Source organism: Dyella sp., assembly GCF_036568765.1.
Lineage (GTDB): Bacteria > Pseudomonadota > Gammaproteobacteria > Xanthomonadales > Rhodanobacteraceae > GSA-30.
Window position 1 is genome coordinate 1 of sequence record NZ_DATCRY010000241.1, and the last position, 15682, is coordinate 15682.

A 15682-nucleotide genomic window follows, 5' to 3' on the forward strand; every position below is an offset into this window, starting at 1 on the left:
GGGCTCAGGGTGCAAAGCCAGCGGAAGTATGGCCTCACCGCCGGTCAGCGGCGAATGCTGGCCGGCGCACCAATACAACGGCTCGCTGCGGATGACCCGGCCGCGCTGGCTGCCGCTCAGTCGCTTGGCGAAAACCAGGTCGAAGCGACCCTCGTCCAGTTCGCGAAACAGGTTGCCGCTGAGATCCGTGGTAACGGCAAGTTCCACACCAGGATTGCGTTCGACGAAGTCGGTCAATGCGGCAGTCAGGCCGCTGGCAGCGAAATCCTCTGACAACCCCAACCTTACCCGGCCATTGAGCACCGGGCCGCCGAGGGAGGTGAGCGCTTCGTCCATCATGTCCAGGATCCGCTCGGCATAACGGCGCAGCGCCTCGCCATGCGGAGAAAGCCGCACGTTGCGCGTATCGCGCTCGAACAATGCCCGGCCGAGTATCTCCTCGAGCCGCCGGATGTGCTGGCTGACGGTCGATTGAGAGAGATTGATCCGCTCGGAGGCTACAGTGAAGCTGCCGGTTTGCGCGACGGCGACGAAACTGCGGAGGAGTTCGGGCGGCAAGGAACGCATCGGGGCTGCCTTAGGGGATTGGCGGCATAATTTCATACGTTCCCAGAGGTAGAAAAGGGCGAGGGCAACAAGTCCGGGCAGTCAGCGAGACTGCTGAAAACTCGGCTGCTTTGCAGAAGCGAACTTCCGCCGCGGCCATGGAACACTCGGTATTGCCGGGCGCAGACTTCGGAAAATACGCCAAAAATATATTCATATAAATCAAGTTGTTGTATTGCATACTGCAAGTGATTTAGCATGAAAGATCTGGCGCTCGATCCGAGCAGTTTTTCACCGGCGTTGCTATATAGTCGCCGCTCGTCATACCCAGCGGAGCCCTTCATGGTACGTAAGCGTTCGATTCGATCGATGGCTTTTGCCGCTGCGCTGGCCTGGTCAGTCATGCCGGTCGCACGCGCGGACGACCTGGTGGTCTCGGCCGCAGCCAGTCTTACCAATGCCTTCCAGAGCGTAGCCAAGGCTTATGAAGCCAAGCACCCGGGTACGCATGTGGTGCTCAATTTCGCGGCCTCCGACGTGTTGCTGCAACAGATCGCCAACGGCGCTCCCGCCGACGTCTTCGCTTCGGCGGATCAGGCCGCAATGGACAAAGCGCAGGCGCAGAGCCTGCTGCTGGCCGGATCGCGTCGGAATTTCGCAGCCAATCAATTAGTACTGATCGCTCCTGCTTCGAGCACGCTGAAGCTGTCGTCACTGCGCGACCTGGAGCAATCCTCCGTTAAACGTATCGCGGCGGGTGACCCCGCCTCGGTGCCGGCAGGACGCTATACCAAGGGAGCACTCGAGGCGCAGGGGCTTTGGCAGGGCCTGTCGGCCAAGACGGTGCTGGCTCAGAACGTGCGCCAAAGTCTGGATTATGTCAGCCGTGACGAAGTCGATGCCGGCTTTGTCTTCGCCACGGATGCGGCGATTGCCAAGGATAAGGTTCGAGTGGTCATGACCGTGCCGACCGCCGCGCCGATTGCCTATCCATTGGCAGTGATCGCTCAGTCCAGGCACGCCTCCGAGGCTCAAGCCTTTGCTGCTTTCGTGCTGTCGCCCGAGGGGCAATCGGTGCTGTCGCAGTACGGCTTCCTCAAGCCTTGAGCGCGACGATGGATTTATGGGCCCCTTTGTTGCTGTCGCTGAAGGTCGCGACCTGGGCAACGGGTTTGAATCTGGTACTGGGTACGGCGGTGGCTTATGGTCTCTCACGTTGGCGTTCGCCCTTGGCCGAACTGGTCGATTCGCTGCTGACGCTGCCGCTGGTGCTGCCGCCGACTGTGTTGGGTTATTACTTGCTGGTGTTGCTCGGCCGGCACGGTACGCTCGGCGCTTTGCTGGATCGCTGGGATCTGAGCCCGGTATTTACCTGGCAAGGCGCGGTGATCGCTTCGACCCTGGTGGCGTTTCCGATGATCCATAAAGCAGCGCGCGCCGCCTTCGAAGAAGTCGATCCGCATCTTGAAAGTGCCGCGCGCGTGCTGGGATTGTCCGCGTGGCCCGTGTTCTTTCGGGTCTCATTGCCGTTGGCGGCCAAGGGCATCACGGCCGGCGCGCTGCTGGCGTTCGCACGTGCACTGGGCGAATTCGGCGCTACCTTGATGATTGCCGGTAACTTGCCCGGGCGAACGCAAACGCTTTCGGTGGCGATCTATGCCGCTGTCCAGGCGGGCGATGACGCCGGTGCCAATATCATGGTCGCCGTAGCTTCGGTGACCTGTGTGGCGGCCTTGCTGATCGCCGGCCGGCTCGCGCCGCGAGATACGGTCAGGCGGTCGGAACGATGAGCCTGGATATTGCGATCCGACGCACGATGACCGATGCGCAACGCCGCTTCGAACTCGACGTCAGTCTGCGCAGCGAGAGCCGGCGAGTCGTCCTGCATGGCCCTTCGGGGGCCGGCAAGAGCCTGACGCTGCGCGCCATTGCTGGCTTGCTGCGGCCCGACAAAGGGCATGTCGCTATCGATGAGCGGGTGCTGTTCGATGCATCGGGTGGCATCGACCTGCCGCCACGGGCGCGCAAGGCCGGATATGTGTTCCAGGACTATGCGCTGTTTCCTCATCTGACCGTAGGACAGAATATCGCCTTCGGCGTTCGCCGCGGGCTGCTCAATCCCAGTCGCCGGGCAGTATTGCCAGAGCCAGCGCAGCGTTGGCTGCAGACGTTCGAACTCGATAGCATGGCTGGAAATTACCCCGCGCAGATTTCCGGTGGGCAGAAACAGCGCGTCGCGCTGGCGCGTGCGCTGGCGGCCGAACCGGAAATCCTGCTGTTGGACGAACCGTTTTCCGCGCTCGACCCGGCGTTGCGGGCGCGGATGCGCAGGGAGCTCGTCGCTGTGCAGGCGCAATTGGGTTTGCAGATGGTGGTTATTACGCACGACCCGGCCGATGCCGAGGCCTTGGGCGAGGCAGTGTTCGAGATCCGCGAAGGGCGCATCGGCTAGAGTCCCGGTAGCTTGGTCAGGTCGGCGGGCGTATCGATATCCAGGGCGGCTTGCGGCATCGGTATGGCTATGACGCGGTCGGGGTGCCGTTGCAGAATCGCGCGGGCGCCATGCGCGCCCGACAACGCGCATAGCTCGTCGGCATAGGCGACGGGAAAAAGACAAGGCGGCCCGAGCATGCCCTCGTAGCTGGCCACGACGATCGCATTGGGTTCTGCGTGGTGCTTCGTTACCAGATCGCGCAGCTGCTGCTCGCCTACCAGTGGCTGGTCTGCCAGGGAAACGATCAGTGCACTTAGTGCTGGCTGCGTTTGCAGCAACGAGGCGACACCGACGGCAATCGAACCACCCATGCCTTCTTGCCAATGTGGGTTGAACGAGCGCATCGCCGGCAGGCCGTCAAGCAGCGGCTCGACAGTGGCCCGGTGCGCGCCGATCACGACTGCGACGACGTCGCCGACCTGGCTTGCCGCAATGGCTGCACGGCGAACCAAAGGCAGGCCACCGAGACAGGCGGCTTGCTTCGGGGAGCCGAAACGGCTGGCTTCGCCCGCAGCGAGGAGCACTATCCCGATCATGGGCGCGGATGAAGGCCAGGGGCCGGAATCATGAGTGAATCGGTCCGCGCGTATCGATAAGACGCTGCCCCTCGCGCATATTGAATGTCGCGACAATTTCGGCGATCACCGCCAGCGCAATCTCCTGTGGCGTCTCCGACCCGATATCCAGGCCTGCGGGTACATGCAGGCGGTCGAAGTGACCATTCAACGCTCGGTGCATGCGTTGTGCGCGCTCGCGCGAGCCGATCGCACCGACATAGGCGAGTTCGCTGTTACCGAGTGCACTGAGATAATCCACGTCCAATTCGTAGCGATGGGTCATCGCCATGACTGCGGTAAAGCTGTCCGGCGATAGCGCGGCACGAAGGGCGGCCGGGCCGACCGCCATCGTTTCGATGGGTAGCGGCAAAGCCAAGGATTTCAGGCGTTCCGCGTCGGTATCGACGAGGGTGACCTGCCATCCGAGTGCGAGCGCCATCTCGGCCATGGCACGGGCGCCAGCATTCGCGCCGATCAAGACCAGAGATGGGCAGGGATGCATCTGTTCCACCAGGCCGTGCACGCGGCCGTCTCCGCTGGTGAATGGTTCCACACGGCGTTCGAGGTTTTCGATCCGATGGAGCAGTTGCGCGCCCAACGCGTCATCGCCGATGCCATCGAAAAGCACGCCGTTGCCGTTTGCCAGCAACCTGCGCGGATGGGGTAGCAAGTTGCCGTCGTCGTGCGCGAATACCATGGCCATCGCGCCCACGTCGCGCCGTGCCAGACAGCCCTCCAGCGCGTCGAGATGTTCGATATGGCACTCACCGAGCAGCGGCTCGATCAGTACGCTCAGTTCGCCGCCACAACCGAGCTCGATCAGAATGTCGTAGTTCGTATCACGGTTGTAGTGCACCAGACGGGCATGACCGTCGGCCATGACCTCCTGCGCCCGCAGCACGATATCGCGTTGCGGGCAGCCGCCCGCCAGTTCGCAGACGATGCTGCCATCGCCGAGGATCAGCATGCTCGCACCGGCCCGCCGAAACGTGGAGCCGCGCGTTTCGATGATGGTGGCCAGTGCGCCGCCACCGATAAAAGCCCTGCGTTGCAAGTCGCGTATGGCTCCTGCCAACGCCTGTAGCTCTTGTGCGGAATTCATGGGGCGATAGTCGCGTGTTGCATAGTGCTCCAGCCACCTTGCAGGGAGTAAACGCTGCCAAGGCCACGTGCGCGCAATTGTTCGGCGGCGTAACGACTACGTGCGCCGCGCGCGCAAACCAGCAGCCAGCGGCCGTGTGCAAAGCTCGTCGCGCGATCGAGCACTTCGCCGGAAGGTATCCACAGGGCCGGGGCGTCCAGCGGCGCGCTTTCGATCTCGTCGCGCTCGCGCAGATCCACCAGCTGGAAGCCGGCCAACAGAGCAGCTTGCAGGGTAGGAAAGCTGCGCTCGAGCTGCTCGTTTTCCCGTCGTGCAGCCAGGCCGCGTTCGGCTTCCGTGCGGCAATCGTGTCCGCTGTGGCGAGTGCGTATGCGGCGCATATCGACATCGAGCAGATCGAGCAGCATCAAGTCGTTACCCAGCCGGCCGGGCAGGTCGAGCAATAACTTCAAGGCTTCGACGGCCTGCAAGGTGCCCAGCACGCCGGGTACCGGCCCGAGCACGCCGGACAATTCGCAACTGCCGAGTTGGGCCGGGTCGGGTTCTTGTGGCCATAAGCAGCGCAGACAGGGAGTGTCGCGCCCCGGGCGATAAACATGCAATTGCCCTTCGTACTGGTAAACGCTGGCGAAGATGACCGGCTTGCCGCTGAGCACTGCGGCATCGCTGCACAGGTAGCGGCTGCGCATGTCGTCGGTGCATTCGAGAATGAGATCGTACGTCGCGAACAAAGACACGATGCTCTCGGCGTCCAGTACACGTTCGATGCCGACCGCATCGATGCTCGGATTCAAGGCGCGCACATGACGTGCCGCAAGTTGCGCCTTGGATTGGCCGATGTCGGCGGCATTGTAGAGGGTTTGCCGATGCAGGTTGCTGGCATCCAGCGTGTCCCCATCGACGATGCCAAGATGACCGATGCCTGCGCCTGCAAGGTATTGGAGCGCGGGCGAGCCGAGGCCGCCGGCGCCGATGACCAGCACGCGACTGCGTGCGAGCCGTGCCTGGCCTTCGGTCCCCACCGCGCTCAGGCGCATCTGGCGCGAATAATCAGGAACATAATCGCGTAGCGTTGTCACAAGGCACTCTCTAGTCGCTGCAGGATCGCGGCGCGCTCGTCCGGCGAATTGGCATTGTCCAGGGCTTCGGGATCGATGGGAGGAATCAATAAGGTGTCGCCGGCGATCAGGTTCTTGCGCGGACAGACACGTCCGGTAGCCACGGCAGCGGCGAGTCGCTCGATCGCCGCAGGCTCCCAGATGGCGCATAAAGGCTCGGGTAAGCCGTCGTGCGCGCTGGTAAAAGCGGTTGCATCGCGCGAAGGGTCACGCGCATCGAGCAGGGCAAGCAAGGTTTCGCGATTGAGGAGCGGCAGGTCGCAAGCCAATACAAGCCACGCGGCATCGGGATAAGCCTCATGAGCGGCTAGGATGCCTGCGGCGGGCCCAATATCGTGTTGGCGATCGACGATTTGTGGGAGCTCGCGTCGTACCTCTCCCTCGCGCTGATCTTCGCGTACGGAAATAAAGGCCCGAGGCACTACCGATTGCAGCAACCCGAAGGCGTGAGTCAGCTGGCTTTCGCCCCGATAGGCCAGCAGTGCCTTGTCTTGTCCCATGCGGCGACTTGCACCGCCGGTCAACAGCAGGCCCTGGATCGGTGGAGGGGACGTATTCATTCGGGCCGGGGCTCCGTTAAGTCGATATCGCGTTTGCCGCCGCTTTTGGCGAGCAAGCGCACCTCGCGTATGACCATGGCATGCGACATGGCCTTGCACATGTCGTAGATGGTCAATGCGGCGACACTGGCACCGGTCAGGGCTTCCATCTCCACGCCGGTCGTACCGCGGCAGGCGACTTCGCACTCGATCACCGCATCGTCGCCTTCGATATGGATATCGACCCGGCAGCGTTCAATGGCCAGCGGATGGCACAGTGGAATCAGTTGCGGTGTCGCTTTGGCGCCCATCACGCCGGCGATCTGGGCCACGGTGATCACTGCGCCCTTGGGGGTGACGTAGCCGGCTTCGCGCAGCGCCGAGGCGACTTCCGCCGGGAAGCCCAGCCGGGCTTGCGCGCGTGCGACGCGATGAGTTGCGGCCTTGCCGCTCACGTCGACCATCCGCGGTTGTTGATTTTCGTCGACATGCGAAAGCATGGTCGTCTCCTTCATAGATGTCGTGCCGTCACGACCAGGGCCGGAATGGCGCTACGTGGCCGGGTGGGAACGATGCTGCGCTGGGTGGCAGTTCGATCATGCCGTCGGTGCGCACCAGCGAGGCGAAATCGCCCGAGGTTGCCGAGGGCACCGGATGGGCAAAGACAAGGCCGTCGTCACCGTAGGCAAGAGCGACCGGAATGAAGCAGGTGAGGCTGGCACTGGTCGTGAGTGGCGAGGCCAGGGCGATCGGTCGCGGTCGCGCCGGCGTGATGCCGCTGGCGGCGCGCAAGGCGGGGATGACATAGCGCAGCGTGCAGACCAGCGCGGAAACCGGGTTGCCGGGCAGGGCGAATACGGGCTTGCCACCCGGAGCGATGCCGAACCACATCGGCTTGCCGGGGCGTTGCGCGATGCGATGAAAAACACGCTCGACCCCGAGGGCCGTCAGCGCCCCGGGAATGAGGTCGCGCTGGCCCATCGAGACGCCACCGCAGAGGATCAGTACGTCATCGCGCTCCAACCGCTCGGCCAACAGCGTCGTAACCCGTACCTGTTCATCGGCGACGTGATGGAGCGAGATCGATGGAAACTGCGCATCGCGTAGAGCGGCGCCGATGCCATAGTCGTTGGAGCGGCGGATCTGCCAGGGTTCGGGTATCGCGGCGACGTCGACGAGCTCATCGCCGGTGGCGACCACGCCAATGGAAGGAATGCGTGCAACATCGACGTGCGTCAGGCCATTGGTCGCCAGCACGGCGATTTCCGGTGCCCGCAATATGCAACCCGGCTCGAGCAGCGTATCGCCGGCCCGGCAATCCGAGCCCCGACGATGCACGAACTGGCCGACAGCGGATACCGCCTGTGCGTCGAAGCGAATAGTGCCGTCCTGCTTGCGCAGGCTCTCCACAGGAACGACCGTGTCGGCACCCGCGGGCAGCATCGCGCCCGTCATGACCTCCAGGCAGTCATTCGTCGAGGCCAGCGCCATGGCAGGCTGGCCGGCCAACTGCGTACCGGCCAGGCGATAGGCATGCTCAGTCCCGCTGTAGCGCAGCGCCACGCCGTCCATCATGACGCGGTCGAAAGGTGGCTGGTCGCGATCCGCTTGAACGGTCTGGCGCAAGACGCGCCCCTGGGCCTCGGCAAGCGCGACACGCTCGACAGAAAAGCGTGGCATGTGCTTGCCGATCAAGGCCTCGGCGGTGCCCACGCTGATCGGTTCCTCCACATCGACTCCTGATGTACTGCAGACAGGCTGTGAGTTTAGCGCGGCCATGGTGGAGCGGCGCGTAAGATCGGCGCAAGCGCCGGCTGTCATACACACGGTTTTTACAACTGCCGGGACCCGGCTGTCGCAGTATGGGGCGGCCAGACTGGCAAAAACGAAGACATGAATTTAAGTTTAGTTTCTGCCGACCGGCTCCGGTGCTTTAATTAGGCGATGCGCGGAGTGCCCGACGGCACGATGCTCTTCATGGATCGAGTCCGAATTGAAATGGGGAATGCACTTATGCTGACTTTGTCCATCAATGGTCAATCGCACGAAGTCGATGTGCCGGCCGACATGCCCTTGTTGTGGGTTTTACGTGATGTAGTTGGCCTTACCGGCACCAAGTTCGGGTGTGGTATGGCCCAGTGCGGCGCCTGCACGGTTCATCTGGACGGTCAGCCGGTACGTTCTTGCGTGCTGCCGGTCAGCGCTGTCGGCAGCAAGGCTGTCACGACGATCGAAGCGGTCGGCAATACGCCCAACGGGGCTAAGATTCAGCAGGCCTGGTTGGATGTCGATGTCGTGCAATGCGGCTACTGCCAGTCCGGCCAGATCATGTCGGCGACTGCGTTGCTCAACCGCACCGCGAATCCGAGCGATGCGGACATCGATGCCGCGATGGCCGGCAATATCTGCCGCTGTGGCACGTATGTGCGCATCCGCGCAGCTATCAAGCAGGCGGCGACGGGCAAGGCCGATATTCTGCAAACCATCGTTACCGCGCCGATGGAGGCTACGCCATGAGCCACGAATCGCAGCAAAGCCTGACTAACGACGAGGTCGATCTGAGTCGGCGCCGCGCCCTGCAGCATACGGGGCTGGCGATCGCTTTCCTGTGGCTGGGCGGGTCCGGTATCGCCGCGGCCAGCATCAATCCGCGGCGCCAGGCGGGCGACGCGGTTGCCGCGATCGCGGACGGCAATCCGCCGTTCGCGCCGAACGCGTTTATCCGTATCGATACCGACGGCTCGATTCGCCTGGTGATGCCGACGGTAGAAATGGGCCAGTCGATCTACACGGGGTCGAGCATGATGATCGCCGAGGAGCTCGGCGTCGGCCTGGATCAGATCAAGGTCGAGCATTCGCCGCCGAGCGAAGAGCTTTACGGTATTCCGTTGCTCGGTGGCCAGATCACCGGTGGCTCAACCAGTACCCGCGCCACGTGGCCGGTGCTGCGCGAAGCCGGTGCTGTCGCGCGCACCATGCTGGTGACTGCGGCCGCGGCGCAATGGCATGTCGACCCTTCTACCTGCACGGTCGAGCGTGGCACGGTGCACCACACGGCTTCGGGCCGTAGCGCGAGTTTCGGCTCGCTGGCCGCGGCGGCCGGCAAGCTTCCTTTGCCCGACAAGGTGCAGTTGAAGGACCCGAAGGATTTCACCCTGATCGGCAAGCCGCTGCGCCGCGTCGATTCGGCCGACAAGGTTAAAGGTTCGACCCAGTTCGGCCTGGACGTAAGGCTGCCGGGCATGAAGATCGCGGCAGTCAAGGCCTGCCCGACGCTGGGAGGCAAGTTCGTCGCCGTTGACGACAAGCCTGCGCGTGCAGTGCCGGGTGTGGTCGACGTGCTGCACATCGGCGATGCGGTCGCCGTCGTGGGCGACCATTATTGGGCGGCCAAGCGTGGGCTGGAAGCATTGGATATCCAGTGGGATGCCGGCCCCAATGCGAGCTTGACGACCCAACAGTTGCGTGACGCATTGGCTGACAGTGCGATGCACGGCCAGTCCATTGTCGCCAAGGAAGCCGGCAAGCGGCCGGAGGGCGGCACGGTGGTCGAGTCGACCTATCAGCTGCCGATGCTTGCTCACGCCACCATGGAACCGCTCAATGCCACAGTGTTCGTCACGGCAGATAAATGCGAGGTCTGGACCGGTACCCAGGTGCCGACGCGGGTGGTCGACGTCGCCAGCAAGATCACTGGTTTGCCGGCCGAGAAAATCGTCGTGCATAACCAGTACCTGGGCGGTGGCTTCGGCCGGCGCCTGGAAACCGATTCGGTCGAACAGGCGGTAGCACTGGCCAAGCAGGTGTCCTACCCGCTCAAGGTGGTGTGGTCGCGCGAAGAAGATATCCGGCATGACCGCGTGCGGCCGATGTATCACGACATTCTTACTGCCGTGCTCGATGGCGACGGCAAGCCGGCCTGGTTCGGCGACCGCACCAGCGGCGGTACCGTGCTCGGCCGCTGGGCACCGGGCGCGATGGGCAAGGACGGTCTCGATAGCGATGCGGTCGAATGCCTGGTGGAAACGCCATACGACATTCCGCGCACCAAGATCGAATGGATTCGTCACGATATGCCGCCCGGCCTGATCGTAGGATGGTGGCGCGGCGTCGGGCCTACTCATAATTTGTTCTCGTTCGAAAGTTTTATCGACGAGTTGGCGCACAAGGCCGGCAAGGACCCGGTCGACTACCGTCGCTCCCTGCTGCAAAAGAACCCGCGCGCCCTGAAGGTGCTCGACACGGCGGCCGAGAAGATCGGCTGGGGCGGCCAGCCGTTGCCTGCACGCGTCGGTCGCGGTGTGGCGCTGGGAGAGCCCTTCGGTAGCCATGTCTGCGCCATCGTGGAGACCGAGGTTTCGCCGCAAGGCGAGGTAAGGCTGCGCAAGGCGGTGGTGGCGCTCGATTGCGGTATTGCGATCAACACCAGCTCGATCGAAGCACAGGTACAGGGCGGCCTGCTGTTCGGCTTAAGTGCGGCGCTCTACAGCGAGATCACGCTGAAGAACGGCGCGATCGAACAGGGCAACTTCAACGACTACCGTAACCTGCGGATCAACGAAACGCCACCGATCGAAATCCATCGCATCGAGAATGGCGAGGCGCCCGGTGGCTTGGGCGAGGTGGGGACGGCAATCGCTGCTCCGGCACTGGCCAACGCAATCTTTGCCGCTACCGGCGTACGCCTGTATAAGCTGCCGGTAGATCGCAGCCTGCTCGTACAGGGCGCGGACGCACTCAAACATGTCGTCGGCGCTGCGATGCCGGTAACGGAGGGCGTGACATGAAGCGTTTCCTGTCGATCGTCATTGTGCTGGTCGCCATCGGTGCGGTCGCGTATTTCTGGCTCAACCGCACCGACCCGGCGGCGGGCACGGCACCGGCCATCGTCGGTGCGCCGACGGGTTCCGATGTCATTGCACGCGGCGAATACCTTGCCAAGGCCGCGGATTGCACCGCCTGCCATACCGTGCCGGGTTCGAACAAACCGTTCGCCGGCGGCGTGGCCTTTACGCTGCCATTCGGCACCATTTATTCCAGCAACATCACCGCCGATGAGACGACGGGCATCGGTAGCTGGAGCGATGACGACTTCGTCCGCGCAGTACGCGAAGGCGTGCGCAAAGATGGCGCGCATCTGTATCCGGCATTTCCCTATACGTCCTATACGCAGCTCAGCCGCGCCGATGTGCTGGCGATCAAGGCCTATCTGTTCAGCCTGCCGAAGATTCAACAGGAGAACCGCGCCAATGTGCTGGATTTTCCATTCAACCAGCGCTGGGCTATGGGATTCTGGAACGCGGCGTTCTTCAAGAGCAAGCGTTTTGAGCCGGATACGTCCAAATCGGCACAATGGAACAGCGGTGCCTATCTGGCCAATGCGCTCGGCCACTGCGATGAGTGCCACACGCCGCGCAACTTTGCTTTTGGCCTGAAGCGCGGTAGTGCGCTGTCGGGCGAATCGCTGCAGGGCTGGCGTGCCTATGACATCACCTCCGACCCGCAGCACGGCATTGGGAGCTGGAGCGACGAAGACCTGACCAGCTACCTGCGTACAGGGCATGCCGAAGGGCGCGGTTCAGCCTCGGGGCCGATGGCCGAGGCGGTAGAAAATAGCCTGCAATATCTGAAGCCGGACGATATCGCTGCACTTGTCACGTACTTGCGTGGCGTTCCATCCCATAGCGGCAAGGATCCGATCACGATCGATGCCAAGGCGGCGCCGGCACTGGCGTCCAACGACGCGGCACCTGGCGGCGATTCGGCCGATGGCAATCAATTGGGTTTGCGGCTGTTCGAAGGTGCCTGCGCGAGCTGCCATCAATGGAACGGCAAGGGGCAACAGACAGCTTATGCGACCTTGTTGGGTACGCGTGGTGTCAACGATCCGTCCGGTGGCAATATCACGCAAGTCATCCTGCATGGTTCGAAATGGCGCGTCGCGGACCAGGATGTCTATATGCCGGCGTTCGGCAAGGCGTATTCGGATACCGAGGTTGCTGCGCTCGCCAATTATGTCATCGCCCATTTTGGCGCGAAGCAGGGAATCGTGACGCCACAGGACGTCGCGCAGCGCAGGTAGATCGCGTTTCCAGGGCATGCTGGGCCGCTCCGCTACCTTCAAAGCACGCGGATCGTGCCCAGCGTGGGCTGCATGACGAGCGTGTTCGCTCAGGTGACCTTGGACGCCAAGAGATCTTCGATGTGTACAGGCAGATCGCGTACCCGAATGCCGGTAGCGTGGTGCACGGCATTTGTAATGGCTGCAGCGATACCGGCCAGGCCGATTTCGCCTATGCCGCGTACCCCCATGGCATTGAGCTTGGTATCCGGGTAGTCGAGGAAGATGACTTCCATGGCGGGCGTGTCGGCATGCGAGGCCATGATGTAGTCGGCAAGATTGCTATTGATCGCCATGCCGTTACGTGAATCGTAGTGAGTCTGCTCGAACATGGCCATGCCCACGCCCATGACGACAGCGCCTTCGATCTGATTGCGGCCCGTTAGCGGATTGACGATGCGTCCCGCATCGATGACGGTAACCACGCGCCTCACGCGCAGTCGCGCTATTTGCGGCTGCCAGCCTATCTCGACGAAATGCGCGCCGAATGAATGAGTGGAGTAGGGTTTGTTCTTCTTGCCGAAGGTCCCTTCGGCTTTGCCGTGACCTTCGACGTGCGCGAGCCGGGCCCTGGCAAGGATATCCTCGAAGCGCTTGCCGTCTCGCGGGGGCTGTTCCTTACGGTGCACACGCCCGTCGGAGAACGCCAGTTGACCGGTATCGAGATGAGCAAAATCGCCGTCCCCCTGAATGGCGATATGCATCAGTTGATTGCCGATGTCCTGCATCGCCTCGACCAGCGCGGGAACCATCGAGCCGGTAGCCATGGAGCCGCCGGACCATGGGCCGGGTGGCAAGCTGCTGTCGCCGATGACGACCTTGACCTTGTCCACGTCGACGCCTGCCAGTTCGGCGGCCATCTGCGCGATGACGGTATATGTGCCGGTGCCGATGTCCTGAGTGCCGCTGGCCACGCGCACGCTCCCGTCCGCATTCAGCGTTACGAGGGCTTCGGCGGGAAAGCGCTCGGCGATCCAGGTACAGCCGGCCACACCCCAGCCCAGCACGGTATCGCCATCTCGCATCGATCCGACAGCAGGGTTGCGGCGTGCCCAGCCGAATGTTTCGGCGCCGCGCGTCAGGCACTCCTTCAGGTGGCGCGACGAAAACGGGACATTTTCCATCTCGTCGATCGCCGGTTCGTTTTGCAAGCGAAACTGGACGGGGTCCATCGATAGTGCCAGCGCCAACTCATCTACAGCCGACTCCAACGCAAATAATCCGGGTACCGCGCCGGGACCGCGCATGGACGTGGCCGGACCGACATCGCGCTCGCTATAAGAGGAGGTCACGCGCAGATTGGGCGTACTGTAAAGAAAGCCGGATGCTTCGCCGCAGTTTTCCTTGTATGTCGCATCGCGGGCGCGGTGGTAGAGATAGTCGTGCTGCAATGAAATCAGTTTGCCATCGGCAGTGGCTGCCAGGCGCAGCCGTTGTTGCGTGTGTGGCCGGTGTCCGACGTTGTGGAACATCATCTTGCGAGAAACGACCAGCTTGACCGGCCTGTCCAGGTCGCGTGCCGCGGCCGCGGCGAGCACCGCCTGTGTCCATGGCCAGAGTTTGCCGCCGAAACCCGAACCCAGATACTCGGTGATCACGCGCACGTGGTCCGATGGTACGCCCAGCATCTGTGCCATCGCATCACGATAGTTCATGACCGCCTGCGTAGTTTCGTAGAGCGTAAAGCGTGCGCCGTCCCATAACGCCACACTGGCGTGCAGCTCAATGGGATTGTGCGTCTCTGCAGGTGTGCTGTAGGTTGCGTCGACCTTTGTCGCTGCGCTGGCAAAGGCGCCGTCGGGGTCGCCGCGTTCGGTTTCGGTCTTGTAAGGCGCGCCGGGCGTCAGTTGTGTGCTCACCGAGGGCGGGCGCACGTCGGCGTAATCGACGCCGATCGCCTGGGCCGCGGCGGTAGCCTGTTCAAACGTATCGGCAACCACGAGGGCGACGTACTGGCCGTAATAGCGAATTGTATCGTCGTTCAACGGTGGACGGCGCTCGTCGATACGCGCCTTGCTCGACGGCGGAACCCGATACAGCTTGCCGATGTTCTCGTGTGTATAGATCTTACGCACGCCTGGCATGGCCGCGGCCTTGAGCGTGTCGATCGCGGCGATCCGGCCGGCCGCCACGGTGGCGCACACCGGCACGGCATGCAGCATGCGGGGAAACTGAAAGTCCGCACTATAGCGCGCGGTGCCGCTCACTTTGAGCGGACCGTCGATACGCGTGTGCTCCCGGCCGACCGGAAGTGCGCTTGCTGTCGTTGCGTTCATCGGAGGCTTCCTCTGGAGCTCACGCGGTGGCGGTCGCCAAGGCCTGGATCAGGCAGCGCTTAGCGAGATCGACCTTGAAGCCGTTCTGGCTTTGGGGGTGCGCGCCATGCAAGGCGGCATCCGCGGCCTTGGCGAACAGGTCTCTACCGGCCGTCTTTCCGCGGAGAATTTCTTCGGCTTCGCGCGAGCGCCACGGGCGTGTGCCGACGCCACCGAGCGCGACACGTGCTTGTGTCATAGTGCGGCCATGCATGGTTACCACGACCGCGGCCGAAGCCAGTGCGAATTCGTAGGATGCCCGATCGCGCAATTTCAAGTAGTGCGAGCGGGCATCGGTCGATGGGGGGATCAGCACATGGGTAATCAGATCGCCGGGCAGCATGACCGTCTCGCGATCGGGCGTGTCGCCAGGCAGCAGGAAGAAGGCATCGATCGGTACATGGCGTTTGCCTTTGACGCCCTGGATAACGACGGTAGCTTCAAGGGCGGCAAGAGCGACATTCATATCCGAAGGGTTGCTGGCAATGCAGTGCTCGCTCGTGCCGAGCACGGCCAGATTGCGATTGAAGCCACCGATAGCCGAACAACCGCTGCCGGGCTGGCGCTTGTTGCAGGCACTGGCGCTATCGCGGAAGTACACGCAGCGCGTGCGCTGCAGCAGGTTGCCGCCGGTGGTAGCCATGTTGCGCAATTGTCCAGTGGCGCCCGAAAGCAAGGCCTCGGATAGCACAGGATAATGTTGCACTACATCCCGATGATTCGCGAGGTCGGCGTTGCGGACTAGCGCGCCGATCTTCAGCCCGCCGTCGGACGTGCGCTCGATCTCGGCCAAGGGTAGTTTGTTGATATCGATGATCTGCTGTGGTTGTTCGACGTCGAGCTTCATCAGGTCGATCAAGGTCGTGCCGCCGGCAACGAAGCGAATGTCC

Annotated in this window: 15 protein-coding genes; 6 read left to right on the forward strand and 9 right to left on the reverse strand. The window is 62.8% G+C overall.

The genetic code is table 11. The annotated features are described in order from the left end of the window. The coding region (locus tag VIM98_RS16280; protein WP_331994162.1) for a LysR family transcriptional regulator at positions 1-567 on the reverse strand (567 nt) is incomplete at its 3' end. 348 nt (positions 568-915) lie between these two features. Here VIM98_RS16280 and modA point away from each other — a divergent pair. Genes modA through VIM98_RS16295 form a run of 3 tightly spaced genes read left to right on the forward strand, consistent with a single transcriptional unit; the run spans position 916 to position 2998 of the window. Beyond that, positions 916-1653, forward strand: coding sequence for a molybdate ABC transporter substrate-binding protein (gene modA / locus VIM98_RS16285; RefSeq protein WP_414650233.1), 738 nt, complete (start codon positions 916-918; stop codon positions 1651-1653). A gap of 8 nt (positions 1654-1661) precedes the next feature. After that, complete coding sequence (gene modB / locus VIM98_RS16290) at positions 1662-2336, forward strand: molybdate ABC transporter permease subunit (protein ID WP_331994164.1); 675 nt, start codon at positions 1662-1664, stop codon at positions 2334-2336. Then, positions 2333-2998 carry an ATP-binding cassette domain-containing protein gene (locus tag VIM98_RS16295; protein WP_331994165.1) on the forward strand — a complete coding sequence of 222 codons (666 nt, stop codon included), beginning with the start codon at positions 2333-2335 and terminating at the stop codon, positions 2996-2998. Before modB ends, VIM98_RS16295 begins: the two co-directional genes overlap by 4 nt. On the opposite strand, the gene VIM98_RS16300 is transcribed toward VIM98_RS16295, so the two are convergent. The 6 genes from VIM98_RS16300 to VIM98_RS16325 are packed head-to-tail and all read right to left on the reverse strand — an operon-like array spanning position 2995 to position 8087. Beyond that, positions 2995-3576, reverse strand: coding sequence for a nucleotidyltransferase family protein (locus VIM98_RS16300; RefSeq protein WP_331994166.1), 582 nt, complete (start codon positions 3574-3576; stop codon positions 2995-2997). The genes VIM98_RS16295 and VIM98_RS16300 overlap by 4 nt on opposite strands. 28 nt (positions 3577-3604) lie before the next feature. Then, a complete protein-coding gene (locus VIM98_RS16305; RefSeq protein ID WP_331994167.1) occupies positions 3605-4699 on the reverse strand; it encodes an XdhC family protein in 1095 nt (364 codons plus the stop codon). After that, positions 4696-5778: a HesA/MoeB/ThiF family protein gene (locus VIM98_RS16310; protein WP_331994168.1), complete on the reverse strand. Its 1083-nt coding sequence runs from the start codon at positions 5776-5778 to the stop codon at positions 4696-4698. The genes VIM98_RS16305 and VIM98_RS16310 overlap by 4 nt, the downstream gene beginning before the upstream one ends. Then, a complete protein-coding gene (locus tag VIM98_RS16315) occupies positions 5775-6377 on the reverse strand; it encodes an NTP transferase domain-containing protein (protein ID WP_331994169.1) in 603 nt (200 codons plus the stop codon). The genes VIM98_RS16310 and VIM98_RS16315 overlap by 4 nt, the downstream gene beginning before the upstream one ends. Further along, positions 6374-6856, reverse strand: coding sequence for a cyclic pyranopterin monophosphate synthase MoaC (gene moaC, locus VIM98_RS16320; RefSeq protein WP_331994170.1), 483 nt, complete (start codon positions 6854-6856; stop codon positions 6374-6376). Before moaC ends, VIM98_RS16315 begins: the two co-directional genes overlap by 4 nt. A gap of 28 nt (positions 6857-6884) precedes the next feature. After that, entirely contained in the window at positions 6885-8087 is a 1203-nt protein-coding gene (locus VIM98_RS16325) for a molybdopterin molybdotransferase MoeA (RefSeq protein WP_331994171.1), read from the reverse strand. Between the two features lie 282 nt (positions 8088-8369). On the opposite strand from VIM98_RS16325, the gene VIM98_RS16330 reads away from it, so the two are divergent. The 3 genes from VIM98_RS16330 to VIM98_RS16340 are packed head-to-tail and all read left to right on the forward strand — an operon-like array spanning position 8370 to position 12438. Next, positions 8370-8873: a (2Fe-2S)-binding protein gene (locus VIM98_RS16330; protein WP_331994172.1), complete on the forward strand. Its 504-nt coding sequence runs from the start codon at positions 8370-8372 to the stop codon at positions 8871-8873. Further along, a complete protein-coding gene (locus VIM98_RS16335) occupies positions 8870-11143 on the forward strand; it encodes a xanthine dehydrogenase family protein molybdopterin-binding subunit (RefSeq protein ID WP_331994173.1) in 2274 nt (757 codons plus the stop codon). Before VIM98_RS16330 ends, VIM98_RS16335 begins: the two co-directional genes overlap by 4 nt. Next, positions 11140-12438, forward strand: a complete 1299-nt coding sequence (locus tag VIM98_RS16340; protein ID WP_331994174.1) for a cytochrome c — start codon at positions 11140-11142, stop codon at positions 12436-12438. The genes VIM98_RS16335 and VIM98_RS16340 overlap by 4 nt, the downstream gene beginning before the upstream one ends. Positions 12439-12527: 89 nt before the next feature. Here the strand turns inward: VIM98_RS16340 and VIM98_RS16345 are convergent, their stop codons facing one another. Continuing rightward, positions 12528-14753, reverse strand: a complete 2226-nt coding sequence (locus VIM98_RS16345) for a xanthine dehydrogenase family protein molybdopterin-binding subunit (protein ID WP_331994175.1) — start codon at positions 14751-14753, stop codon at positions 12528-12530. Between the two features lie 19 nt (positions 14754-14772). Beyond that, positions 14773-15682, reverse strand: a 910-nt coding sequence (locus VIM98_RS16350) for a xanthine dehydrogenase family protein subunit M (protein ID WP_331994176.1), incomplete at its 5' end; no start/stop codon positions are given.

Excerpts from the sequence above, each read along its gene's own strand:
- VIM98_RS16300 (WP_331994166.1), bottom strand. The coding sequence starts at position 3,576 with ATGATCGGGATAGTGCTCCTCGCTGCGGGCGAAGCCAGCCGTTTCGGC.
- VIM98_RS16340 (WP_331994174.1), top strand. The coding sequence starts at position 11,140 with ATGAAGCGTTTCCTGTCGATCGTCATTGTGCTGGTCGCCATCGGTGCG.
- VIM98_RS16295 (WP_331994165.1), top strand. The coding sequence starts at position 2,333 with ATGAGCCTGGATATTGCGATCCGACGCACGATGACCGATGCGCAACGC.
- VIM98_RS16345 (WP_331994175.1), bottom strand. The coding sequence starts at position 14,753 with ATGAACGCAACGACAGCAAGCGCACTTCCGGTCGGCCGGGAGCACACG.
- moaC (WP_331994170.1), bottom strand. The coding sequence starts at position 6,856 with ATGCTTTCGCATGTCGACGAAAATCAACAACCGCGGATGGTCGACGTG.
- modA (WP_414650233.1), top strand. The coding sequence starts at position 916 with ATGGCTTTTGCCGCTGCGCTGGCCTGGTCAGTCATGCCGGTCGCACGC.
- VIM98_RS16330 (WP_331994172.1), top strand. The coding sequence starts at position 8,370 with ATGCTGACTTTGTCCATCAATGGTCAATCGCACGAAGTCGATGTGCCG.
- VIM98_RS16335 (WP_331994173.1), top strand. The coding sequence starts at position 8,870 with ATGAGCCACGAATCGCAGCAAAGCCTGACTAACGACGAGGTCGATCTG.
- VIM98_RS16315 (WP_331994169.1), bottom strand. The coding sequence starts at position 6,377 with ATGAATACGTCCCCTCCACCGATCCAGGGCCTGCTGTTGACCGGCGGT.
- VIM98_RS16305 (WP_331994167.1), bottom strand. The coding sequence starts at position 4,699 with ATGAATTCCGCACAAGAGCTACAGGCGTTGGCAGGAGCCATACGCGAC.
- modB (WP_331994164.1), top strand. The coding sequence starts at position 1,662 with ATGGATTTATGGGCCCCTTTGTTGCTGTCGCTGAAGGTCGCGACCTGG.